The 24,342-nt window shown below is 44.5% G+C and carries 21 protein-coding genes; 1 reads left to right on the plus strand and 20 read right to left on the minus strand.

Annotated features, from left to right (window positions below; translation table 11 throughout):
* Position 1 precedes the first annotated feature (1 nt).
* From ACYQ3Q_RS21085 to ACYQ3Q_RS21105, 5 genes are all read right to left on the minus strand, one after another.
* Positions 2 to 271: an HPr family phosphocarrier protein gene (locus tag ACYQ3Q_RS21085; RefSeq protein WP_459930466.1), complete on the minus strand. Its 270-nt coding sequence runs from the start codon at positions 269 to 271 to the stop codon at positions 2 to 4.
* Positions 272 to 292: 21 nt separating this feature from the next.
* Complete coding sequence (locus tag ACYQ3Q_RS21090; protein WP_459930467.1) at positions 293 to 1,672, minus strand: PTS fructose transporter subunit IIC; 1,380 nt, start codon at positions 1,670 to 1,672, stop codon at positions 293 to 295.
* Positions 1,673 to 1,697: 25 nt separating this feature from the next.
* Entirely contained in the window at positions 1,698 to 2,153 is a 456-nt protein-coding gene (locus tag ACYQ3Q_RS21095) for a PTS sugar transporter subunit IIA (RefSeq protein WP_459930468.1), read from the minus strand.
* Positions 2,154 to 2,156: 3 nt separating this feature from the next.
* Positions 2,157 to 3,113, minus strand: coding sequence for a 1-phosphofructokinase (gene pfkB / locus ACYQ3Q_RS21100; RefSeq protein ID WP_459930469.1), 957 nt, complete (start codon positions 3,111 to 3,113; stop codon positions 2,157 to 2,159).
* A gap of 62 nt (positions 3,114 to 3,175) precedes the next feature.
* Positions 3,176 to 3,943, minus strand: coding sequence for a DeoR/GlpR family DNA-binding transcription regulator (locus tag ACYQ3Q_RS21105; protein WP_459930470.1), 768 nt, complete (start codon positions 3,941 to 3,943; stop codon positions 3,176 to 3,178).
* A gap of 334 nt (positions 3,944 to 4,277) precedes the next feature.
* On the opposite strand from ACYQ3Q_RS21105, the gene ACYQ3Q_RS21110 reads away from it, so the two are divergent.
* Positions 4,278 to 4,580, plus strand: coding sequence for an MGMT family protein (locus ACYQ3Q_RS21110; protein ID WP_459930471.1), 303 nt, complete (start codon positions 4,278 to 4,280; stop codon positions 4,578 to 4,580).
* 183 nt (positions 4,581 to 4,763) lie between these two features.
* On the opposite strand, the gene cybH is transcribed toward ACYQ3Q_RS21110, so the two are convergent.
* From cybH to ACYQ3Q_RS21185, 15 genes are all read right to left on the minus strand, one after another.
* Positions 4,764 to 5,468 (minus strand): Ni/Fe-hydrogenase, b-type cytochrome subunit, encoded by a 705-nt coding sequence (gene cybH, locus ACYQ3Q_RS21115; protein ID WP_459930472.1) that lies wholly within the window; start codon positions 5,466 to 5,468, stop codon positions 4,764 to 4,766.
* A gap of 18 nt (positions 5,469 to 5,486) precedes the next feature.
* Positions 5,487 to 7,196 carry a nickel-dependent hydrogenase large subunit gene (locus ACYQ3Q_RS21120; protein ID WP_459930473.1) on the minus strand — a complete coding sequence of 570 codons (1,710 nt, stop codon included), beginning with the start codon at positions 7,194 to 7,196 and terminating at the stop codon, positions 5,487 to 5,489.
* A complete protein-coding gene (locus tag ACYQ3Q_RS21125) occupies positions 7,177 to 8,277 on the minus strand; it encodes a hydrogenase small subunit (protein ID WP_459930474.1) in 1,101 nt (366 codons plus the stop codon). The genes ACYQ3Q_RS21120 and ACYQ3Q_RS21125 overlap by 20 nt, the downstream gene beginning before the upstream one ends.
* Positions 8,278 to 8,612: 335 nt before the next feature.
* Positions 8,613 to 9,374 (minus strand): amino acid ABC transporter ATP-binding protein, encoded by a 762-nt coding sequence (locus ACYQ3Q_RS21130; protein ID WP_459930475.1) that lies wholly within the window; start codon positions 9,372 to 9,374, stop codon positions 8,613 to 8,615.
* Positions 9,371 to 10,045, minus strand: coding sequence for an amino acid ABC transporter permease (locus tag ACYQ3Q_RS21135; protein WP_459930476.1), 675 nt, complete (start codon positions 10,043 to 10,045; stop codon positions 9,371 to 9,373). The genes ACYQ3Q_RS21130 and ACYQ3Q_RS21135 overlap by 4 nt, the downstream gene beginning before the upstream one ends.
* A gap of 159 nt (positions 10,046 to 10,204) precedes the next feature.
* Positions 10,205 to 11,008, minus strand: a complete 804-nt coding sequence (locus ACYQ3Q_RS21140) for a transporter substrate-binding domain-containing protein (RefSeq protein ID WP_459930477.1) — start codon at positions 11,006 to 11,008, stop codon at positions 10,205 to 10,207.
* A gap of 255 nt (positions 11,009 to 11,263) precedes the next feature.
* Positions 11,264 to 12,619 carry a sigma-54-dependent transcriptional regulator gene (locus ACYQ3Q_RS21145; RefSeq protein ID WP_459930478.1) on the minus strand — a complete coding sequence of 452 codons (1,356 nt, stop codon included), beginning with the start codon at positions 12,617 to 12,619 and terminating at the stop codon, positions 11,264 to 11,266.
* Positions 12,616 to 14,625, minus strand: a complete 2,010-nt coding sequence (locus ACYQ3Q_RS21150; protein ID WP_459930479.1) for a transporter substrate-binding domain-containing protein — start codon at positions 14,623 to 14,625, stop codon at positions 12,616 to 12,618. The genes ACYQ3Q_RS21145 and ACYQ3Q_RS21150 overlap by 4 nt, the downstream gene beginning before the upstream one ends.
* A 259-nt stretch (positions 14,626 to 14,884) precedes the next feature.
* A complete protein-coding gene (locus ACYQ3Q_RS21155) occupies positions 14,885 to 15,013 on the minus strand; it encodes a hypothetical protein (RefSeq protein ID WP_459930480.1) in 129 nt (42 codons plus the stop codon).
* A 319-nt stretch (positions 15,014 to 15,332) separates the two neighbouring features.
* The gene (locus ACYQ3Q_RS21160) at positions 15,333 to 15,548 is read right to left on the minus strand and encodes a hypothetical protein (protein WP_459930481.1); all 216 of its coding nucleotides are present in this window, start codon (positions 15,546 to 15,548) and stop codon (positions 15,333 to 15,335) included.
* A gap of 57 nt (positions 15,549 to 15,605) precedes the next feature.
* Positions 15,606 to 18,515: a VWA domain-containing protein gene (locus ACYQ3Q_RS21165; protein WP_459930482.1), complete on the minus strand. Its 2,910-nt coding sequence runs from the start codon at positions 18,513 to 18,515 to the stop codon at positions 15,606 to 15,608.
* Positions 18,505 to 20,325, minus strand: a complete 1,821-nt coding sequence (locus tag ACYQ3Q_RS21170; protein ID WP_459930483.1) for a BatA domain-containing protein — start codon at positions 20,323 to 20,325, stop codon at positions 18,505 to 18,507. Before ACYQ3Q_RS21170 ends, ACYQ3Q_RS21165 begins: the two co-directional genes overlap by 11 nt.
* Positions 20,326 to 20,354: 29 nt before the next feature.
* Entirely contained in the window at positions 20,355 to 21,236 is an 882-nt protein-coding gene (locus tag ACYQ3Q_RS21175) for a DUF58 domain-containing protein (protein WP_459930484.1), read from the minus strand.
* A gap of 217 nt (positions 21,237 to 21,453) precedes the next feature.
* Positions 21,454 to 22,473, minus strand: coding sequence for an AAA family ATPase (locus ACYQ3Q_RS21180; protein ID WP_459930485.1), 1,020 nt, complete (start codon positions 22,471 to 22,473; stop codon positions 21,454 to 21,456).
* Positions 22,474 to 22,556: 83 nt separating this feature from the next.
* Complete coding sequence (locus ACYQ3Q_RS21185) at positions 22,557 to 24,341, minus strand: hypothetical protein (protein ID WP_459930486.1); 1,785 nt, start codon at positions 24,339 to 24,341, stop codon at positions 22,557 to 22,559.
* Position 24,342 lies beyond the last annotated feature (1 nt).

Below are 24,342 nucleotides of genomic sequence, written 5' to 3' on the forward strand. Positions count from 1 at the left end.
TTTACTCACCCTGGTTTTCCAAGTTTTTTACGAGAGTTTCTAAGCTCTCGGCAGCTTCCTGTTCATCTTCACCGTCTACGATCAACTCAAACTGACTACCTGAAGCTAACCCTAGCGACAAAATTCCTAGAATACTTTTACCATCCACCTCAGAATTGTTGGATTTGATTTTGATACTGCTTTGATAACGACTAGCCATCTGGACCCACATAGAAGCAGGTCGGGCATGGAGCCCTGAGCTGTTCCTAATGGTAATTTCTTTGGTAATCATTTCCAATACCTCCCAAGGAATCTATTTTGTAACGGGTCTTTTAACCGCTGAAAGGATGAAAGCTGATACAAGGGTTCCTACGAGCAGCGCTAGAACATAGGGAACCAAATTGGCTACAACATGAGGAATCGCTAAGACCCATATTCCCCCATGGGGCACGATGATGGTACTCCCAAACGCCATAGATATTCCCCCAGCAACTGCTGAGCCAATCATGATGGATGGCAAAACTCTCAAGGGATCGGCTGCCGCAAACGGAATGGCACCTTCCGTGATAAAGGATAAACCTAGTGCCCAATTAGCCTTTCCGGCTTCTCTCTCTTCTAGGGTATATTTATTCTTCGTTAGAACCGTTGAAAGGGCTATGGCCAGGGGAGGTACCATACCTGAGATCATCACTGCAGCCATGATCGCTGATGGGTTACCAGTGGCTACCGTTGCGGCTCCAAACGTATAGGCGGCTTTATTAACCGGACCACCCATGTCAAAGGCCATCATCGCACCCAATATTATGCCCAGTAACGCAGCGTTTGTACCGTTTAAGGAGGTTAACCAGGCTGCTAAAGTCGTGTTAAATGAAGTCATAGGTTTACCAATTACATAAACCATCAGCAGGCCCATAATGGCCGTTGAAAGCACTGGGATAATCAGAATTGGCATTAATCCTAGCAGGGATTTCGGAAGTTTAATATACTTTTTAATCGCCAACACGATATACCCTGCCGCAAAACCGGCAACCATAGCTCCTAAGAAGCCTGAGCCATTATTAGCGGCCATTAAACCACCAATCATACCTGGAACAATACCCGGCCTATCTGCGATCGAAAACGCAATATAGGCTCCTAAGATTGGAACCATCAACGTAAAGGCGGCTTTACCAGCCGAAAATAACGTTTCCCCGAAACTTCCCGGAACATTGTAAACATAAATTCCACCCACGGCAAAACCTAAAGCAATCAGCAAGCCCCCTGCCACCACGAACGGAATCATAAAGGACACGCCCGTCATCAAATGTTTATAAACACCTGTTTTGGATTCCTTTCCCTCAGGTCTACTCGAACCGTTCTGAGTAATTTGATCCACCTGATTGATTGCGCCTCCTTTTGCGTTTGTCGCCGCGGTAAGCAAGCCTTTGGCGTCTTTAATTGCCTCTTTCGTTGAAACTTCAATAATAGTCATTCCAGCAAATCTACTCTTGTCGATGGACGTGTCCGCAGCTATAATGACAGCTTTTACCTGCGCCAGATCCTCATGAGTAAGAACGTTTTCGGCACCGACAGACCCTTGTGTCTCGACTTTAATCTCATGTCCCATTTTCTTAGCGGCCACTTGCAGGGCCTCTGCCGCCATATAGGTATGGGCTATCCCTGTAGGGCAAGATGTGATGGCTACGAATTTCATAAGCTTTCCCCCTCCTTCTTAACGTTTAACTCTCGTGCGCTTCTATCGCCGCCTTGACTTCTGCTTGGGTTTTAGCCGTTCTGAGAGACTCCAGAAAAGAACCATGCATCAGCAACCTCGCTAATTTCGAAAGAGCCCGCAGGTGAATATCCTCCCCTTGGGTGGGTGCCGCGATCAGGAAGAAAAGATCTGCTGGGGAACCATCCATCGACTGAACATCGATTTCCTTTTCCAGTCGGGCCATGGCCAAGGCCGGTCTGGTAACCCCTTCAGATTTGGCATGGGGAATGGCTACTCCAAACCCAACTCCCGTCGTGCCCTTCGCTTCCCTTACGGCTACGTCTGCTAAATACTGCGCTACATCATGAACCGCCCCGATTTCCTGAAAGCTGTGAGCCAGAGTTTTCCAAACATCTTCCTTGGTCTCAGCCTTAAGGCCTAATAAAATCGAATCATCCGCCAATAGCTCCGTAATTTTCATGCGTTACACCTTCCATTCTTTAATGATTACGTTGGGTATAAGTTTTTCCACTTCATAAAGTTGGCCGGCTTGGGTTCCTTGTTGAGCAACGGAGGCAGCAGCAACCGCTGTGGCCCAACGGGCCTGTTCCTCCAAGGACATTCCTTGAGCTTCTCCATAGACCATTCCGGCAACCAGAGCATCTCCAGCCCCCACAGTACTGCTAACCCTGACATCGGGTGGTCGAACTAATAGACGTTGCCTTCCATCTGCGATTAACGCCCCATTTCCTCCCAGTGAAATCACGACTTTAGTGATCCCTCCAGATATTAACGTCTCAACTGCGTATAAAACATCTCTTTCCTGTTCTAGGGATTGACCCATTAATTGCTCTAATTCAGTCAGATTTGGTTTGATGGCATAGGGTTTCGCTTTAAGTCCCTCTGCCAAGGCACCTCCACTGGTATCCAGAAAGACCTTACAATCATAACTCTTCAGGATTTCAGTCAACTCCCCGTAGAGATCCAGAGGTGCATTTTCTGGCAAGCTCCCTGAGAGAACAAAAAGTTTAGCTTCTTCGGTCAACTGCATAATGACGTTTTTCAGTTCCTGAAAATTCGAAGTATTATATTGAATACCCGGAAAATTAAGTTCGCTAACCTGCCCAGTGCCCTCATCAATAATTTTAGTATTGACTCTCGTAGCCCCATCAACTTTAATAAAATGGTCGGAAATTCCTGCCGCTAGAAAATACTGTTCGAAAAAATTGGCATTCTCCCGTCCTAAAAAACCGCTCACTGCTACATCGTGGCCTAAACTTTGAATAACCTTGGCAACATTAATGCCCTTTCCTGCAGGATCTAAACATTTTCTTCCAACCCTATTAACTTGCCCGACCTGGAATTGGGAGAAGTATAGGGTTTGGTCTATCGCCGGATTGAGGGTTATAGTAACAATTCTCGTCTTTTCTAGCTTATTCATGGTACATCCCTTCGCCCCTAATTGAGTTCTTCCTCATATCTCCTGTCCACTTCTAGTTCGCTTCAACCCTGAACTGAAATCTTAACTTGAACATACTGTCTTAACCTTTTTACATCCTCTTCCTCGATTCCATCATCCGTGAGTAGTAAATTGATCTCACTGAGGCTGCAAATTTTACACATCGCTTTTTCCCATAGTTTAGAATGATCCATCAGTAAGATTACTTCTTTACCGGCTTTCACCATTTGTCTTTTGGTTTCAGCTTCGATCAGATTGGGAGTCGATACCCCAAAATCGGGGTCAACAGCGTTCGCTGCCAGAAAGACCTTGTCAAAATGAAGCCGAGTTAGCATCTCATTAGCTAAGAAGCCGACCAAGGCACGAGTATTTTTTCTTAAACTACCACCTAAGACCATCACTTCGATCTGAAGATCCTCCGCAAAAACTTGAGCAATCTCCATACTATTGGTCGCGACTGTAAACGTTTTTCCCCGCAAGGCGTAGGCCATTTGCAGCGTGGTTGTTCCTGCGTCCAAAAAGACCGTTTCTCCGTCCTTTACGAGATCCGCCGCCGCTTTGGCAATTTTTTGTTTTTCCTCATAAAAACGGATCTCTTTTTCCTGATAACTCAACTCAAAACTTGATTGAATCGAAATTGCCCCTCCATGAGTCCTTTGGATCATTCCAGCATTCTCCAGTTCCTGCAAATCCCGACGTATCGTTGATTCGGAAACTTCAAATCTCTGACTCAAATCTCCCACTTTGACAGGTTTACCGGATTCCATAAGTTGCAAAATCTCCGCTTTGCGCTCTTCAGCAAACATATTCATTACCTTCCTCATCGGCTTAATCCTGGTCTATGCATGTTTCAATGACTCGTTTTTGCTCATTTCTATGATTGTTTTTGCTCATTTATGATTACTTGTGCTCATTATAACCTATACAAGCATTTTTTACAAGCAAAATAGCCAGTCTATTCTCACTTTATGTATGAGAATAGACTGGCCAATTATTTAAAGATTATTTACCTGTCACATTCAACAGAATCCTCGAATGCAGCCCTTTCCTAATTCCCTTGCTTGGTAATTATTTTTTTGTTACTATAATGAAAAAATGCGGACAGTCAATACTGGTGTTAAAAGAAGATCGGCTAGGTGAATAGATTTGAACGGAAAAGAATTCTCGAATAAAGTTTATGAGATCGTCATGGATATCCCCCTCGGTAGTGTCGCCACATACGGAATGATAGCCTTTTTATCAGGTTACCCACAACGTTCAAGAATGGTTGGACAAGCACTGCATCATGCCCCCGATTTTCTCAACATCCCCTGTCATCGGGTTGTGAACTGCCAAGGTCGTTTAACTCCCGGATGGGCAGATCAAAAACAACTCCTATCCAACGAAGGTATCTACTTAAAGGAAAGCGGGTGCGTGGATTTGAAAAAGTATCTGTGGAACTTTAGCTAGATCCTTTGTCTCAAACCCCTCTCGATTAATAAGTGAACAAGGGACATCCCGAGAGCATCCGGACTACCAACGGACGGTGTTTTTATGTTCCGTTACATTGTACCGAGAATTATGGGGCACTGCTTGGGTCCTGCATCTGTAGGACCCAAGCAGTGTTTACTTGTCTGTTAGTAAGGATCTAATCTACTTTTCTAGTAGCCTGCGCTCTTGCGTCTCTTCTTCCAGATCATCAGTGCGAAATATCATGAATTTATAGCCGTTAACCATTGCAGATATCGTGCCGTCATCATCTAATAGATCTTGGCGGATGACCATATAAAGGTGGCTCAATAAGAAAACAGCGTATCCCCAGGCGACAAGGTGGTGAAGATTTCGAACCTGATACTCGCCCCTAAAATTTACAACAACCCAGCCAAACAGGGCTTGCACGATTCCATTAGGGTTACTACCTCCGCTCATAGCAAAACCCGTGAGAATCATAAAAAGACTGGAAATCCAAATGAATACGAGATACATAAGTTGAGCAAGGGCATTATGACCCACTTTTACCGTATGTTCTGATGTCATAAATGTATAATACTTAAACGTCACCACAACATCTTGCCAGAAATCTTTCTTCCAAAATCGGAATTTAGAGTACTCATTTCCTGCCCAATACCAATACAGCCGAAATAACATATTAGCTGTGAACACATAGGCGAATATGCCATGCCAGTAACGTACATTTCCCATAAAAAAGTTCTGAACTGCCTCGCCTGGTGACACAAAAATAGGGTGTCCGATATACATTCCAGTTAGAAATAAGACTGTGATAGCCACAGCGTTAACCCAATGAAAAAAACGTATTGGAAATTGCCAGACATATACTTGACGTCTAAGAATACCCATCTTCAAACTCCTCCTCTCTTAAAGTACCCTGACCTTTAGATATTCCTCTCCTTTAGGTGTCAATAGATGTGTAGCACACGCTAAACAGGGATCAAAGGAATGGATGGTGCGTAGCAGTTCCAAAGGCTGGTCTTCGTTCACTATGGGGGTGTCCAATAAAGAGGATTCGTAAGGTCCTTTCTGACCGGATTCATCTCTTGGGGATGCATTCCAAGTCGTTGGAACCACGGCTTGATAAGCACTGACCTTGCCATTGTTAATCTTAACCCAATGTCCTAAAGCACCCCTTGGTGCCTCAGCAAATCCAACGCCCTGCGCTTGAGCAGGCCATTTCTCCGGCTCCCATTTTTCTCCGTTAAACGTCTGACTGTCCCCTGCTTTAATGTTAGCCACTAAATTCGAATAAAATCCCGCTAATTGATTTACTAAGTACTTCGATTCTAAAGCCCTGGTTAGGGTTCGCCCCAAGGTTGAGAAAAGAGCTGTCACCGGAAGATCCAAACGATGAAGGGCCTCATCTACTAGCCCTTTAATCTCTTTGTTTCCTCTAGCATAGGCAATTACGAATCGTGCTAAAGGACCAACTTCCATCGCATGCCCTTGCCAACGTGGTTCCTTTATCCAACTGTACCCTTTTTTCTCATCTACATTATTATAAGGTGGCCTCGGTCCATCATAAGAAGCTTCCGTCTTTCCCTGCCAGGGATGTAAACCCGCTTTAGGATCGTCATAACGATACCAAGAATGAGAGACAAATTCTTGGATTTGCTTGGGGTCTTTGAGATCGATGTCGTACACCTTGCTGAGGTCTCGGTTTAATACAACTCCACTGGGAAATAAGAAGCTATCCGGTTCACGTATATCACTGGTTGGTATTCCTCCATAGGCAAGGTAATTTCCGCCTCCCCCACCATAAAGATCTTTCTTGTAAAAACTAGCAATGGCAAAAATATCCGGAATGAGCACCTGATCCACAAAGACTTGAGCCTCATCGATCTTGGTCTTCACCAAATTCAAGCGTTCCATATTGATCACACTATTGTCATCCATATTCAAGGTACTGGCCATCCCCCCTACTAAATAGTTGGGATGTGGATTTTTCCCACCGAAGATAGTATGAATCTTGGCCACTTCTTTCTGCCAGGTTAATGCTTCTATATAGTGAGCAACCCCCATCAAATTAGCCTCCGGAGGTAAGCGATAGGCAGGATGTCCCCAATAGGCATTAGCAAAAATCCCAAGTTGACCGCTTTCTACTAAGGTTTTTACTTTAGTTTGCACATCTCGGAAATATCCATCCGAGGAGTTAGGCCAATTAGAGATGGATCGGGCCAGCGCACTTGTTTGAACCGGGTCAGCCTTAAGGGCACTTAGAACATCGATCCAGTCAAAACCATGCAAATGATAAAAATGAATCACGTGATCTTGGACAAATTGGGTTGCGGTCATGATATTGCGAATATGATTAGCATTTTTAGGGATACGAATATCCAGCGCATCTTCAACTGCTCGAATCGATGCTAAAGCATGAATATGAGTACATACACCACAGATCCTTTGTACAAACGCCCATACATCTCGAGGATCCCTGTTTTCAACTATTTTTTCAATTCCTCTAAATACAGTCCCAGCACTAATCGCATCAATTATGCGATTTCCCTCGACCACTGCCTCAATACGCAAATGTCCTTCGATTCGGGTAATGGGGTCAATTACGATTCTGGTCATGTTTCGATTCCTTTCCGTTCTTTTCACGGTTTTTCACAACGGCAGTCATTCCCGCGTGGGCTGCAACTGCGATTCCTGTTAGTCCAAGAAGCCCTGCCCCTATGGTATCCGCATCTTTTCCGATAGCGTTGTTGGGGATCTTTGCCAAGTGTGTATAGAAGGGAGTATTATCGAAATAATTATTCTCCGAACAGCCAATGCAAGGATGACCTGATTTAATGGGGTAACTCACCCCGTCATTCCATTCTGTAATTGCGCAGGCGTTATAGGTCGTTGGACCTTTACACCCAACCTTATACAGACACCATCCTTGTTTTGCTCCGGCGTCATCGAAGGACTCCACAAACTGACCAGCATCGAAGAACGCTCGTCGTACACAATTATCATGAACACGATGTTGATAGAATGCCTTCGGCCTCCCTAGGTTCGTCAGCTCCGGTATTTTCCCATAGGTAAGATAGTGTACGATCGTCCCCGTAATCACTTCAGCAATAGGAGGACACCCCGGCACATCAATAACTGGCTTGTTTTTGACAACGTTCCGAATCGGAACAGCTTGCGTGGGATTGGGATAAGCACCTTGAACGCAGGCATTTGTGGCACACGATCCATAGGCAATGACGGCAGCGGCACCATTCGCGACCTCTTTTAAAAGCTCTGTCGATGACATACCGCCAATAGTACAATAAACTCCACCATCACCTAGGGTTGCGCTTCCCTCTACTATTAATAAGTACGCTCCAGGATAATCCTTCATCGTCTTTAAGCGGACCTCTTCAGCTTGTTTTCCTGCGGCTGCTTGTAACGGTTCCATGTAGTCCAACGAAATCATATTAAAAATCAGATCTGAAATAAGAGGATGTGCAGAGCGCAACAACGATTCCGTACAACACGTGCATTCCTGTAAATTAAGGTAAATCACAGGTAAACGCGGTTTGGTTTCAAGGGCCTGGACAATCTTAGGGAACTCGGTGGCATCAAGTCCCAGCATAGCACCCGTTAAGGCGCAGAATTTGAGAAAGTCCCTGCGCGTTACTCCTCTGCGACGGGCCAACTGATAATAACTCTCGGATTCTGACAATCTTAACCCTCCCTCAATTCTTGGGTTATTCCTAATAAACGCGAATTCATAGTTATTCTTTGAAATATGATGGTCAATTATTCCAAAGCAACAGCACCATTAATCCTTTCTGTGCTATTAGAAATAAACAACAAAAAAGAGCCCTTCATTCGGCGTGAACCGACTAGGACTCTCCCATTGTTTGAAATAGAAGCTAACACCTTGTTGATCGCATTCATTCTTGATAGACTCAAAAAATCTCGCGCAGGCTTCTGGTAAGGTAATCCAACAATTTTCCGGAGGAATGGAGAAATATGATGGAGCATAACGTTTTTCTGAAAGAGTTTGTATCGGTCTTATTCACAATGTAACACTTTACTCAAGAACGTGCGTGTTCTAGGATTGTCAGGATGCGAAAAAATTTTTTCTGGCGGCCCTTCTTCGATCAACCTGCCATCATCCATTACCAAGACACGGTTAGCCACTTCCCTGGCGAAACTCATTTCGTGGGTTACAACAACCATGGTCATTCCCTCTTCGGCTAAATTTTTCATAACTGCTAAAACCTCCCCGACTAATTCCGGATCAAGCGCGGAAGTCGGCTCGTCAAAGAGCATCACTTTAGGTTTCATTGCTAAGGCCCTAGCGATGGCCACACGCTGTTTTTGCCCACCAGACAAGTTGTCCGGATAAGCCTTAACTTTATCTAACAATCCCACTTTCCGCAACAGCTCATGAGCGAGTTCGGTAGCTTCCTGTTTATTTACTCTGTTCAGGGTCATAGGAGCCATTAAAATGTTTTCCTCCACGTTACAATGTGGAAAGAGGTTGAAACCCTGGAAGACCATCCCGACTTGGGCTCGCATTTCGTTGATCTCACTTTGAGGCATTTCGATCAACTTTCCATTTTTAGAGATCAACCCTATAGGTCGACCTTCAATTTCAATTTGGCCATCTTGGATTTGTTCTAAATAATTGATGCATCGAAGTAACGTACTCTTCCCTGACCCACTTGGTCCAATAATGACAACCACTTCACCCTGCTGAACATTGAGGCTAACATCTTTTAGAACATGATTATCCCCGAAATATTTATTTACCCTGTCAATTTTAATCATGTCTGTCTCTCCTCTACATTCATTCTTCTCTCCAAGAATTGAATTGTCCGAGAGATGGCGGTATTGACAATGAAGTACATAACAGCAACCCCAAGATATATTTCAAAATACCTAAAATTGGTCGAGACGATTAAATTTGCCTCCCTCATTAACTCCGACACAGTGATTACAGACAAGAGGGATGAATTCTTGGTTAAGGCAATAAATTCGTTACCAAGAGGCGGTAGCATCCTGCGGACTGCCTGGGGAAGAATCACTTTACGCATAGTCTGCCAATGGTTCATCCCTAGTGACCGCCCTGCTTCTATTTGACCGCGATCAATAGATTGGATGGCACCGCGGACGATTTCAGAGACATAGGCTCCACTGTACATGCCAAGCCCCAGGACCCCCGCCACCCCTGCACTTAAATCGATCCTCATCCCTATGGCTAGGCCGTAATATAAAATCATAAGTTGAACTAAGAGCGGAGTACCTCTGAACCAAGCCAAATAAGCAGAACTTAAGCCAGATGCCACTTTATTCTTCGACATTCCACCTAACCCTACTACCAGCCCGATCGTGGAGCTTAAAAGTAAAGCTAAAAAGGTCATGCTAACTGTCGTCCACAACCCACGCAAGAGGTATACCAGATTATTGCCTTCAAATAAGACCAAAAAGTCTAGCTGCATTACTTACCTCCTTGTATGATAACTTGGCTTGTGCCAAGCCTTTGGCACTGGCAGAACCAAGTTGCACTTTATGTCACCAAAGTTATAACTTCTGAATTGTGTAAAAAGAGGAGCCCAATAGGCTCCCCGTCCTTACCTATTACTATTTCGAGTTACAACCTATTTACCAAACCATTTATCAGCAATGGTTTGGTACTTACCATTGTCTTTAAGGGTTTTTAAGGCCTTATTAACCTCAGCTGTAAATTGAGGATTTTCCTTACGGATTCCATAACCATAGTCTTCCTGGGTTATGGGGTCATTTAATACGGTTACGGAAGTGTTTTGTTTGGCATAGACCTTAGCAGCCGGCATACCAGTAACGACTGCATCAGCTCGTCCGCTCTCCAGGGACATAAACATTTCAACGTTTTTCTCAACTTGCACTAACTTGATGTCCGGATATTTCTCTTGAAGATACTTATCAGATTTCGTGCCAATTTGCACGGCTACTTTCTTACCTTTCAAGTCTTCAATGCCCTTGACACTGTTGTTATCCTTCTTAATCATCACTGAAAGTCCACCAGGATAATACGTATCAGAAAAATCGATGGTCTTCTTTCTTTCGTCAGTAATATACATAGCTGATACAATAAGATCAAACTTATTACCTTGAATTCCAGGGATCAGTCCTTTGAACTCTGTATCAACAAATGTAACTTTCTCCGCACCGAGCACTGAAGCCACAGCACGCATTAAGTCAACATCGAAACCGTCAAATTCGCCCTTTTCATTTTTAAATTCAAACGGTGGGAATGTTGCATCTGTGCCTACTGTCAAGGTCTTAGTGTCCTTGATCTTTTGTAACACGGCATCGACTTCTTTGTCTGAGCTGACAACTTTTTGTCCCCCACACCCGGCTAACAACAGTGTCATGACGAGCAGGCCTGAAAGCAGAGCACTTAGTTTATTAAACTTCTTCATTCTTATACCTCCCGGTTTTCTTTTTACTTTCTTCATAATCAATGCAAACTCTATGCCAACTCTTTTTTTTATAATTTTAAATCTTAAGCTATATAAGATAGTCGTAATGAACGCACACCAGCTTTCACCTGCCCAATTGGGCACGATAGACATTGATATAAGCCAATAGATATGTTCCTAATAGAATTAAATAAAAGGCGGCAAAAATTGCCGCCCTGCCATTTATGCCGCCTATATTAAGTTTTTCACACATCTCTACTCTTTTTCATACCTTTTTAACTTCTCTCGAATAGTACGTTCCCCGATGCCAATCATTTGCGCAGTCCTACGGCGGTTCCCCCCACAAAAAGTTAGGTTGTATAGGATCAGCTTTCTCTCGACCTGTTCCAAAGACTCCCCAATATAAACGGGTATTAGCTTGTCACTTATACTGATTGTTTGTATCCCTTGAACTTCATCCGGCAAATCCCGTTTCTGAATATGCGAAGAGTTTGTTAGCGCGATTGCCCGTTCTACAATGTTCTGTAACTCTCTGACGTTCCCCGGAAAACTGTAGTTTTCCAGGATCTGCTGGGCTTCCCGGGAGATTCCTTCGATGGGTTTACCCATTCGTTCACTGAGCTTTTGAATGAAAAAGTGAGTCAATAAGGGAATGTCCTCTTTCCTTTCACGCAGGGATGGAACGTGGATGGGGATAACATTTAACCGATAAAAGAGATCCTCACGAAAACGGTTAGCCTTTACTTCTTTGAGAAGTTCACAGTTAGTTGCGGCGATGATCCGGACATCGATTCCTTTTTCCTCAGTGCTCCCGAGTGGAGTCACTTTTCGTTCTTGAACCACTCTCAGAAGTTTACTCTGTAAAGCAAAATCCATTTCTCCAATTTCATCAAGAAAAATGGTTCCTCGGTCCGCTAAAACAAACTGTCCGGGTTTCCTTTGTGTTGCTCCAGTAAAGGCCCCCTTTTCATACCCAAACAGTTCTGACTCTAGCAATTTTTCGGGAATAGCAGCACAGTTTACGGTTTGAAAACGCTTTGTGCAGCGATTTCCTTGGAAATGTATGGCTCTGGCAACGATCTCCTTACCAGTGCCGCTTTCACCAGTAATTAGTACATTGGAATTTATGTCTCTTGTCTTTTCAATCAGCGCTATTATCTTATTTATGGCAGGACTTTTACCAATAAGCCCATAGCCTTCCGAAACTTTTTGTAATTCTTCACTGAGCCATTGAACTTTAGAATGCAAATCATAAAATTCTTCTGCGTTTTTTAGAAGTACCTCGAGTTCTTCCATTTGAAATGGCTTAGTAATATAATAAAAAGCCCCTTTACGCATAGCCTCAACAGACGAAGGAATACTACCGTAGGCTGTCATGACGATAATCACCGTGTTAGGAGAAATTCGTTTAATATCCTGCAGAACTTCAAGGCCATCATAAAGACCGATCTTAAGATCAAGTAACACTAATGAAATTTCTAACTGTTCAAAAAGAGGCAATGCCTCTCTAGGATTAATAGACGTATAAATATGGTACCTATCCTCTAAAGCAAATTCTAGGGATTGGCAGATTGCCGATTCATCATCAATCACCACCAAGTTCTTTTTCATAATTTATCCCCTTCTTTAACTTTCGGTAATTGGATGATAATTGTCGTGCCATGATGAGGGCTACTTTTCACATCCACATACCCCTTATTGGCTTTAAGCAATTGGTAGGTTATCGATAGCCCCAGACCGACACCGCTGGCCTTCTTCGTATAAAACGGTTCGAAAATCTTATCCATATCGCTTTCGATAATTCCAAATCCGTTATCTTCGATCTCGACAACTACCAGATGGTCCCGATTATACCCACGAATTTTTATTTCTCCGCCCTCATTTACAGCCTCAATGGCATTCAAGATAATATTAATAAACACCTGCTTTATCTGTTGTAGGTCGGCGAATACTCTTAAAGCATCGGCCAGTTCCAACGAGACTTTAACCTTCTTTTCCTGTAGCTTTTGTCTAAATAACTGTGTCACGGAATCGATCAATTGATTAAATGAAAAAGAAGTTGGTTCAGACTTTTTTGGACGAGCAAAATCCAATAATTCATTAACCAGTCCATTAAGTCGGTTTATTTCCTCTGGAACCTGCTGCGCAAAAAGTTCCCTGAATTGTCTATTGTCAATTTTCTTGGGAAGGAGCTGAGTGTACGTAAGAATGGACATGAGAGGATTGCGGATTTCATGGGCAATTCCTAAAACGAGCTGCCCTAGCGAACGCAAACGATCTTCGCGTTCAATCGCCTTTTCCATTCCTTTCTGTTCTGTGATATCCTGCAAGTTAATAATTACTCCACTTATTTCCTGAGAAGCTAGAATAATAGGGTAAAGACTGTAGCCTAGGATCCTTTTTGCCTGCCCGGGAGCATTGGGCTTCTCCCAAGTCTTTTCTTTATAGGGATATATTGTTCCATTTCTTAATACTTCATCAATCTCATGCAGGGGAACAATCTGACCAATGATAGTTGATCCTACTGATCGTCCTATCAATTCTTCGCAAAGATTAAAATAGTCAATCGCCTTACGATTAATGTTGGAGATCTTGGCCGAGTGGTCGAGGGTAATTAGGAAGTAATAGGTACTGTCCAAAAGTTGTTTTTGAAAATGAAGATTAGCTTGAAGTTGAATCATTTTTTCCTGAAGCTCTTCATTTATCTCACTGATCTCAACGACACGTTGAGAGACTTCTCTTTTGAGTATTCTATTCCACCACAAAATAATTAAAAAGACCACGGCTGCAACAGCAACACCAATTTTGCTATAGAAAATAATTTTATCTAAATCAATTTTTGTCGGCAAATCATACCGACTGAACCACTTTTTTTGTATCTTATCATAGGTACCATTATTCTTAATTTTAGTAATTCCGTCGTTAAAAAGGTCTAACAATTCTTTATTTTGGGGTAAGACTGCGATACAATAATCCGCAGGGTCTAAAAGTTTGCCTACAATTTTGATCTGAGACTGCTTATCTTCCTGCTCCAGAAAATATTGCCCTGTGATGCGATTTCCGACAAAAGCATCAACTTGCCCTTGGAGAAGGAGCTGAATAGCTTCTTCCTGACTTTCGGTCGTGACGATCTTCGCCCGCTGCAAAGAGCTCAGGAGATCATAAGCGATATCACCTTTTTGGACAGCAACTCTTCTGCCCTCTAGGTCGCCTAGCTCAAATATATAAATGTTCTCCTTTATGATAAAAATTCCTTCGGAACTCAGCAAATAGGGCTGAGAAAAACTAAACAGGCCCTCGCGGTATTCACTGTATTTCATCCCCTGAATCGCATCGACTTCTCCCGTTTTTAAAGCGACCAAGGCCTCACTCCAGGGCATAGGATGGTATTCAATTTTTGTCCCAGTCTCAATAGTAATAGCGTTCATGATATCAATATTAAAGCCATCATAGACACCGGTACTGCTTAAATACTCGAACGGCGGGAAATTGTTGTCTCCGGCAACCCGAATAACCCTTTGTTTCCCTAACTCAATATCCGCTAATGCCATAGTCACAAGACTAACTAATAAAGTAATTAAAACGACTAGAAAAAAACGTAATTTAAGAAGTTTCATTGACTCATTCCTATCGATTCATTTCACGTTATTGATGCCTCCTTTCTAAATTCTCTCTCAATTCCCTATTTCCTCTATAAAAAGAAGCTAGGGTTTATTATTAATTGGCCAGCGAACAAGGTGCTCCACGTCAACACGCGAGACACCTTGTTTTTTATGTATTGGCTGCAAAAGTATATCAAACCCTAAAAACTGTCGCTTCGCAAATGTTTGATTCGAAAATCAAAGAAGCGAATACCCATTTATTGGGTATTCGCTTCTATTGCGATGTTCTAACCGCTCTTTCTGGTTTGCTATTCGGTTCATGATCATTGGCCTCGGAGCATAAAGGTTCCAACCCGACGTCGGTCAGAATAGTTTCAATGATACACTTTTCCTGTGCTGTCATACTTTGTCTCCTTCTACATTATTTAATGTTTTCTGAATTTTCAATAATTTATTTATGTGTGTTTCATTAGCATAACCTAAAAAGAGCTAAAGGTAAAGCAAAAGGTTTGTCATAATGCGTCTAATAATTGTAAGTTAGTCTCTTATTGATCGTGTTTATTCAATAATCACTGAACCCTTGCCTTCAAACGGATTTTTTCTGGTGGCAAGCGAAAAATAGATACGGATAGTCATTTTTTAGGTACTTCATGTAACATACCCATTCAATTGTTAGGAAGCGATATGCTCTTCGAATAAGAACTTAAGTAAAATACTTCATTTCATTCTTTAGAATTACCCCTCTTCTTGTTGTTTATGGCTATTATCCAACCTCCTAGCAACCCCAATGAATACGCTGCAATTCCAAATATACTAACCAAATTGCCTTCTCTAGGTATCAATCCCTTTACTATTAAATAAGGGTTGAGCACGTTAATAGAGAAAATACTGACAATAGTTAAAAGAATTATAGGAATAATTTCCATAACTATTTTCACAATTCACCCTCCTCTACACTCTATTGCTATATTACTAACACTTACTCGACCCAAACCCTATTCTCTCTTTTCTTCTTTATCAGCAACCCGCTTCTTTGCCGCTAATAGCCTAGCACTGAAGCCTCCCTCAGGATTCTCCGCAGAGGTACTCTTCGCACCAATCTTCCCGCGCTCATCCGAGCCTCCCACGCTTCCCCATCTCCCCTGAGCAACGCTGGCAGTATTAGAACCTTTCTGCTTGTTCACTTCTTCCAGACTCTGCTCCCTAGGCTTTGTCTCACCCTGAGATTGATAAAGCTGTTCCCTACTTGCTTTACGTTCTTTGATCGATTGGATCAACGACTCTTGACCATGTTCAACTGGATCGCTATTTGCTCTCTTAAGCGACCCCAATCGTTGCCCTAGTACTGATACCCATCTTAAGTTCCAATTAAAGCGACGGGAGGCAATATCGATGGGTAAAAGCAGAACTGCTACCATCAAGAACTTCGGCCAAAGGGGAATTTTTCCCTTGGCTTCCGGGACTATCAGCTTTCCCACCCCATCGAACTGAGCAGAATCAAGGACTTGTCCTCCGCCAGCTGTGGCAAGTTGTTCGATAAATTTGCGTTGATCGGCTTGGAGTAAAAATTCCGGGGAATAGGACTGAACAAGACCAGCAGTTTGCTGGTGTACAACCTTGTCGCCCTCTTTTTCAACGACCTGAATTATATACGTTCCGGGTTGTTCCATCGGAAATTCCACCTGATACTGGCCCGGGCTGATCGCTGGCAAAATCAGATCCGAGGAACTTCCCTTGGGGGCAATAACTGTAGCCTGAATATCGGCTGCTTTATTACGACCTTCCAGCGGCATATCCACTCTAATCCTGCCTAAGCCGCCGTCACGAGTTGCTATTACATTCAGGCCGTTCCCCTGCTCTTCAGGCAGTGTCCAACTAATCACCTTTCCCCAAAATTGAGGAAATGCTGACCAAGCCACCCAGTGCTCCGCCCAACGTCCTTTAACATCACTCGTCCAAGCCACTGTTCGCCCGAGCCCATAGTGCCAACGCGCCAAAACTGGATCCCCTTCATGGCTGGCAAGAATAACCTCCGCTGTATCTTTCGGGGTGGTCGCAACATAGCCTAAAAGCGGAGGAAGTCCCTCCAGAGCAGGCAACATGCTGGTAGACCCTGTGACTATCGGAGTAAAAGGCTCTTGCACAAAATAACTACGGGTCACCATCATCGTTTCTTTAGCGAAAATCTTAGGAACATTGTCAATCTGATCCGTAAAGTAATACCGGCCATGTCCTTCCTGGGCTAAATACCTCAGTAAAGACGTATCCGAATCACTGCCGATGGCGACCACAGACAAGGTTATATTATCTGCTGCCATTTGTTTTAGCAGGTTTTCATAATCTCCCCCATATTTGGAAACCCCATCGGATAAAAGAATAATATGCTTAACCTTGACCTTGGCTTCTTTAAGAGCCTTATACGCTTCTTCCAAAGAGGGGTACATATTCGTCCCACCACTAGGTTCAATAGAGCCAATCTGCTCTTGGACAGATTTTTTATCAATTAACGGTGCGGTTCTGACCACCCATTTATACTCACTATCAAAGGTAATCACACCCAGTTGATCCTTCTCGTCTAAGATTTCGGTCGTCAGAAGAGCAGCCTGCTTAGCCATATCCATTTTAGTTATGTTATTTTGGGTATGACACATACTGCCCGATTTATCAATGATCAGATTCAAACCCACACTAGGGAGTTCCGCCTTACCCGTAATCTCCATATTAACGGGCAGTGCTTTCTCCACAAGGGTTTTAAAATACCCTCCTGGTCCGTAGCTATTCTCTCCTCCGACCATAACTAAACCCCGTCCTAAATCGCGGACAAAGTTCTCTAATGCTTGCATTGTTGAGTCTTGCATGTCAGTCGCAGGGACATTAACGAGGACAACCGCAGAGTATTGGGCCAATCCTGTTAAGGTTTTCGGCATAGAGCTGGGTTCAACCGTTTCGACTTGAAAATTAACCGAGGCTAATGCCGTACCAAGTACCTTACTATCCCCTGGTTTTCCTTCCACAATCAAGACCCTCGGTACACCTTCAACTTGGGTAATGGCTTGTCCGAGGTTGTTTTCTTTACGCGTATCTTTGCCACTGATCACCTCGACCTTATAGGTATGCAAGCCTGCTTTTTCAGCGCTTAATCCCCAGACTAGTCGACTCGTTCCCTTGCCAATCTCAATGTCCTCTTCCCGTAATACCTTGTTACCGACCATAATTCGCACAGTGCCGCTGGTCGAAATCGAACTTTCCAGCGTTGCCTTCAAGTCAAAGAACTCTCCTTCGTTGAGGCGAGAAGGTAGATCAACGGTCTTCACTAAGACCTCTGGCCCACTAGCGGGCGTGATCGGCAAAATATCAATTCGAATCCCTTGCTGATTTAACAATTTGGCCTGTTCTAGGGCATTGCCCCGATTTTGTTTGCCGTCCGTCAAAACGACAATATGTTTACCAAGTTCCTCAGGCATGATAGAGCGGGCTAACCTCAAACCCGTTGCTAAATCTGTATAGTTAGGGTCAATTACCCCTTGCAATCCTTTAAAATCCGGATGGGGCTCTACCGGATACTCGACCATTGGCTTTTTTCCGAGACTTACGATCCCTGCCCCCATAGTTGCAGGTAGGGTAGCCAGGGACTTACTGATCCACTCACTGATTTCCTTGCTTTTTTCCTGTATCGAAGCCGATCGGTCCGCCACATACACCACCGATTTTTCCTTATGCCGGAAATTAAATTGTACCCCGGCCAGCGAAAGAACCAGCAAGGTTACTAAAACTAAGCGCACCCCTAAAAAAGCCTTTTGTTGCTGGGTTGTAAAGGCCTTAGTACTTGTTTTCCAGAGATAAACGAAATACACAACTAAGCAAAACAAGAGCAAATAGAGAGGTTGAGAAAAACTAATGCCCACGCAAATACACCCACCATTCCACCGCTAAAAGCAGCAAGGCTGTCAAAACAACCCAGGGCCAAAACTCCCATATTACCTTGGTACTGACTTCCACATTCAGATCTTTTTTGCCAAGCATTAGATGAATCACTGGCTTAACTTGGGATTCTTGAGGAGATAAATAATTGACCGCGATTGGGCTAAGCTCTTGCTTGCCCTTACTCACCTGCTCCAACGTATATAATCCCGGGCTAAACCTATCGGTAGCTTTCATGATCGGGAAGGGTGGCGCAAGCGAAATCTTCTGTCCATCCGGATCATAGAGGTTCACCTCATCCACCTGAGGCCTGACTCTTAATTCCCAAGGTGTCCCAATCTTCACTTGAGTTTCTGTAGGGTTCGCCCCTGGCAGCAGCCAATGGGTTAAATTCTGAATCAAAATAGGAAACGCTGCCCTGAGAGCTAGATCCGACTGGTGCAAATCAAAGCCAAATACTACCACTCGTACTTGGTCGACTTTGCCGACACCTAATATGGTCCGCTCCCCACTTTTCAAAAGCGCTTGCCCTTCAGTGGGAAGTTTAACATCTTTACTCGTGACCACATGAACATCCGACCATGAAACATGGTCCAAGAGGGGTTGCTCTGGCACGGGTTGTAATGGTTCAGTTACTAACCCAACACTTTCTCCGATTAATCCGCTTGAAGCAGGGGGATTGAAGACCAGCAATTGCCCGTCCGGCGGTTTTTCCGGCCAAAACCCATCGAACACATAAAGGTCGTATTGATCTTTGACACCAGGATACCCTTCAGTCTTTACTTTATGGACCTCCAGAAGAGGATTCAATTTAAGGACAAGCTCCAGAAAAAAATTCCCGTCAGTCACCAGCAACGCTTTCCTTAAGTCGTCCTTATGCGGGACCAGCCAAGCGGAGTTATCCATGTCCAAGGCATCATTACCTTCCAGATGAACCTCTAAATAAGAAGCTTGTTTAGGAACAGGCCAAAAGAGATAGCCTGGTTTCCCTGGTTCAACTATAACGACCTGGACGTCTAGTATTTGGCCTTCAGAAAGCAGATTAACTGTGACCTCCTGCTCTTCAGCACCATAATTATCGATCCTCGACATAGCAACCGGTCCATCTGGACCATCACGCCAGGAAAAAGCTCCAATCGCCAGATTATCCTCCCGTGTACCAATCCGTCGATATTGGAATTCTTTCACTCCCACAGGCCCTTCTGGCGAACTAACTCCTCCGTCACTATAAAAGATCACCGGAGCCATGGTTCCCTTTTCTAGAAGTGCAGAAACTAAGGTCAGTGTATTATCGAGATTGGCTTCCTGATAACCCGCCTGCATCCCCTGTAAAGCGTCCATAACTTCGTGCTGATCACTTTGATTGGACAGTATTTCCGGAACCGGACCCACACCAATCAACGTAAACTTGGTTCCGCTACCCTGCGCCTTAATCAGCTTTTCAGCCTCCGCTTTGGCCAAGTCCATCCGGGTTCCCCCCTCCTCCTGGGTCAACATACTGGTCGAGGTATCCACAAGGAGAATGAAACTAGCACCGGCCTGCTGATCGCGCTCTAAAAAAGGGCGAGTTAAAGCCAAAACCAAGAGCAAAGCCAGCAGAAGCTGTATCAATAAAAGCAGGTTGCGGCGTAGTTTCTGCCAAGGAGTTTGCGAAATAGTATCCGCTAAAGCCTTTTGCCAGAGTAATGTACTACTCACCATTTGCTGTTGTTTCTTTTGTTTTAATAAATAAAATAAGATAATGACAGGAATCGTCAGTAAAAAGACCAACGCCAAAGGCGAGAGGAACTGCATCACACCAACTCTTTTCTCAAAATTCCAGTCTATATAAGAACTTCAGCCCCGCGTAACGACCGCAAAAGTATATCTTCCAAATTGTCATCCGACCCTACAATATGGTAAGTTATCTCTCTGCTTAGACAAAATTCTTTGATACTCTGCAAAAATACTTCCAAGTGTTCCTTATAGGTCTTAAGGAGGATCGGCGTGATACTCACTTCTTTTTCCAGCCCTGTTTCACAATCAACCAAACGAAAATTCCCCAGTAACTGAGGATTTCTTTCCTCAGGGGCCAGAATATGCAGGACGACAACTTGCTGCCCTAAATGTTGCAAGTATTTAAGCCCCTCTTCAAAACCAGACGAACTTAACATATCCGAGAGAACAATGCTAAGGCCCGGCCTTTTAATGTATTTCCCGCTTTGGCGTAAGCGACCATTTAAGTCTGTTTCTCCTCCTGCTTCCAATTGAGACAAGAATCCCCAGAGCCTGCTGATCGCGTTTCTTCCTCGTTGAAGTGGCAGAAAGCGATTCGTTCCTGAGTTTAAGGTGATCACACCCACTTGTTCCATATTAACTAACGCTAAATAACCTAAAGCTCCCGCCAATTGTTTGGCTAGCTGATACTTTGAGCTTCCCTCCAAGGCCATGGAACCGCTCGTATCCAGTAAGAGATGAATGCTTAAATCATTCTCTTCCATAAACAATTTAATGAATAATCTATCCAAGCGAGCATAAGCATGCCAATCCACTTGGCGAAAATCATCCCCAGCGACATACGCTCGATAATCAGCAAATTCTACGGACTGACCTTTGCGGGTTGAACGATGCAGTCCACTATACCGTCCAGCCCGAGCCTTTTTCAAGAGAAAAGCCATGTTCTCGAGCTTTTTAAGAAAATCCTTATCAAAGAGTAATTCTGTCAAAACGCCCACCCCTTACGCGAGGCACGAAGCGCGAAGCTCGATGCTCGAACCTCGAACTTTGATCCTCAAACTTCGGTATAATTTCATACTTTTTCTTCGTATTTCACGCCTCAGCCCTAACTACTTCCCCCTTACCACGTTCGAAGTACTTACCTGAATCTCTGCGCTGTGCATCGCGCCTAGGATCTCGTATACTATGCAAGTTGCACCTTAATTCTCACGCCTCGTGCCTCGAACCTCGCGCCTCGCGCATCGCAGGAACAGACTCCAGTAATTCTTGAACTAACTTATCGGTTGTAACTCCTTCTGCTTCCCCTTCAAAGTTGATGAACATGCGGTGTCTTAACGCCGGCAAAGCGACTGCAAAAACATCCTCAAAAGCGACGTTAAATCTTCCGTCCAACAAAGCCCTGATCCGCGCAGTCGTTAAGATCGCTTGGGCACCTCGGGGACTGGCTCCATAACGAACATATTTTTTAATTCTCTCAACCGTCCCCGGCTGTTCAGGATGGGTGGCGAGTATAAGTCTTACGATATAATCTGCAACATGATCCGCCACTGGAATATGCTTAGCAACCTTAATAAGCCGAGCCAGTCCTTTATCGTCCACCACGTTTTCCGGTTCATCGCTTTGTTGCGTGGTCGTCAGGGTTAAAATTTTCTTTAAATCCTCGGCTGAGGGAAAGGCAACCATGACTTTAAAAAGAAAGCGGTCAAGCTGAGCTTCTGGCAAGGGATACGTCCCTTCCATCTCTAACGGGTTCTGGGTTGCTAAGACAAAAAAAGGATTCGGTAAAGCCCTTGTAATGCCCCCGACCGAGACCGTTCGTTCCTGCATAGCCTCGAGTAATGCGCTCTGGGTTTTTGGAGTTGCCCTGTTAATCTCATCAGCTAAGACTAAATTGGCAAAAATTGATCCCGGTTGAAATTGAAAGCTACGTCCATCTCCCGTATCTGTCATTATGTTCGTGCCCACGATATCGGCAGGCATTAAATCCGGGGTGAACTGAATCCGTGCAAATTTCAACCCTAAGACCTGGCTTAGGGACCTGACTAAAAGCGTCTTACCCAAGCCAGGGACACCTTCCAGTAAAACGTGTCCTCCAGAGATTAGGCATAATATAACCTGCCTAATGGCAGCCTGCTGGCCGACCATTACCTTGGCGACTTCCCTTTCGATCCCTCGAACTTTATCTACAATTTCAGCCAATTGCGCTTCTCCAATATCTGTCGGCAAGTTTATCCCTCCATACATTTGTTAGTTGTTATTTTAAGCTCGTGCTTTTGTGTATCAAGTGAATCATTTTGGCAATCACAAACTTACTCCCCTGACAAATCCAAAAAGTAATTCCTGACTAAAGCCTTCAAATTATCTGGAACATACTCTTTGTCCATACTTTCTCGTGCTTCGGCCTCGTACTGTGTAAGGACTTCAGAATAGGGCAGTAAGCTTCCGCCCTGAGCTAGTCCGCCAGCTGAATCGACTAGCGTTGAATCTCCTGCACTATTACCAGCCGAACCACTCACTCTGCTTTCTACTCCCGCATCCCCAAGCCTACCACTCGGAACATACACTTGATCCCAGTGACCTTCACGACCGTCCTGAGTCCCACCTAAACCGCTGGAACTGGGACCCCCAACCTGAGTTTTCCCCTTCATTCCGCTCGTCTGGCTGCTCGATCCGCTCCCTGCATCATTGCCACTTTTCCCGCCACCACTGCCACTGCCTCCACCTGAGCCTCCACCGCTCCCCGCTGAACTTCCACTTGCTCCACTACCGCTTCCGGTCCCCGAGCCCGAGCCTGTACCTGTCCCTTTTTGTGTCCCCGAGTCTGTTCCTGTCCCAGTCCCAGTCCCAATCCCTGCTCCAGAACCTACTCCACTACCGTTATCGCTCCCGTTTACACTTTGACTTCCATCATTTCCCCCATTGTTAGCCCCAGTTCCAGCAGGAGCAGTTCCCTTTCCTATACGATTGGCTGCGACTAACATTTTCCCCTTTGCACTACTCAGTCCTTTTGTCAAATCCCCTGCTAAACGGGCTGCAGCTTCCTCCGAGGCAAGTGGCTCAGCTAGTTGCTCTGACAAATTAGCCATCTCCGCAGCGCCTGCTTCTCCTGAGGAAGCGATTGCCTGGCTCAGCTTGTTTAAATCAGCGGCTAAATTAGGGTTACCCGCTTTTTCCACAGACTTAGAGATCTCCTCAAAAAACTTCGAGAGCTTCTCTCTTTCTGCCGGGTCCATTTCTTTCATCTTTTTTTCTAGCGCTGCCGCCTGATGCCGAAAATCGGGGGCATCCCGCTTTTGCAAAGCGGCTCCAGCTTCTTTAGTTGTAGGGCTTTGCTGTAACCTAAAGGCCAACTTATCTAGGGGTTGCTTTTCTTCAGCCTGACTTAGCCTCTTCGTCAGTTCCTTTTGGGTTTTAGCTAAGGCTTCGACCCCTGCTTCTAAAGATTTCGCCTTTTTCAGTTCCTGTTGTAACTTGGTTAATTGATCGGAAAGCTGTCTCTTTAAATCAGCCGAAAGTTTGGGATCATTCTTTAATAGCTTTTCAACTTCATTAACCATACTTTGTGTGGCGATCAATTCCTCTTTCGCTTCATGGTTGGCTAGAGCGATCTCATCCATCCGATTCGGCCAAAAAGACAAAGCAAGAACAGCCACCAGCAGGGCTGTGAGAATTCCCAATGGTTGGTTCAGTCTCGGCCAAGGGATTGCTTTTTTAAAGGCAATCCCGTTTATATGCTCTAACGCATCTTGACGCTGACGCTGAGCTAAAACGTCTAAGGAATCTTGCAATTGCCAGGCCGTCGTCACCCGTTCTTTAAGACCTGCCCGGTCTAAGGTTAGAGCAGTTTCCCACAAACCCGGACGCAACATAAACGCCCTAAGCATAACTGCTGCTAAAACTAACAAGCTAAGCCCAACCGCCCAGGAGCTACTGGCGTAGAGGGGGAAAATCCGGGCGACAATAAACACCGACAAAGCAGCCCCAGCAGCAATAGTCAGTCCTCTCACGAGCCACTTCGTATAGTACTGACGAGTAATATGTCTTAAAACAGGCTTTAAGGCCTTAATTAAGGTTAGCCCTGTTTTCGATTCCACG

Source organism: Desulfosporosinus burensis, from assembly GCF_054657535.1.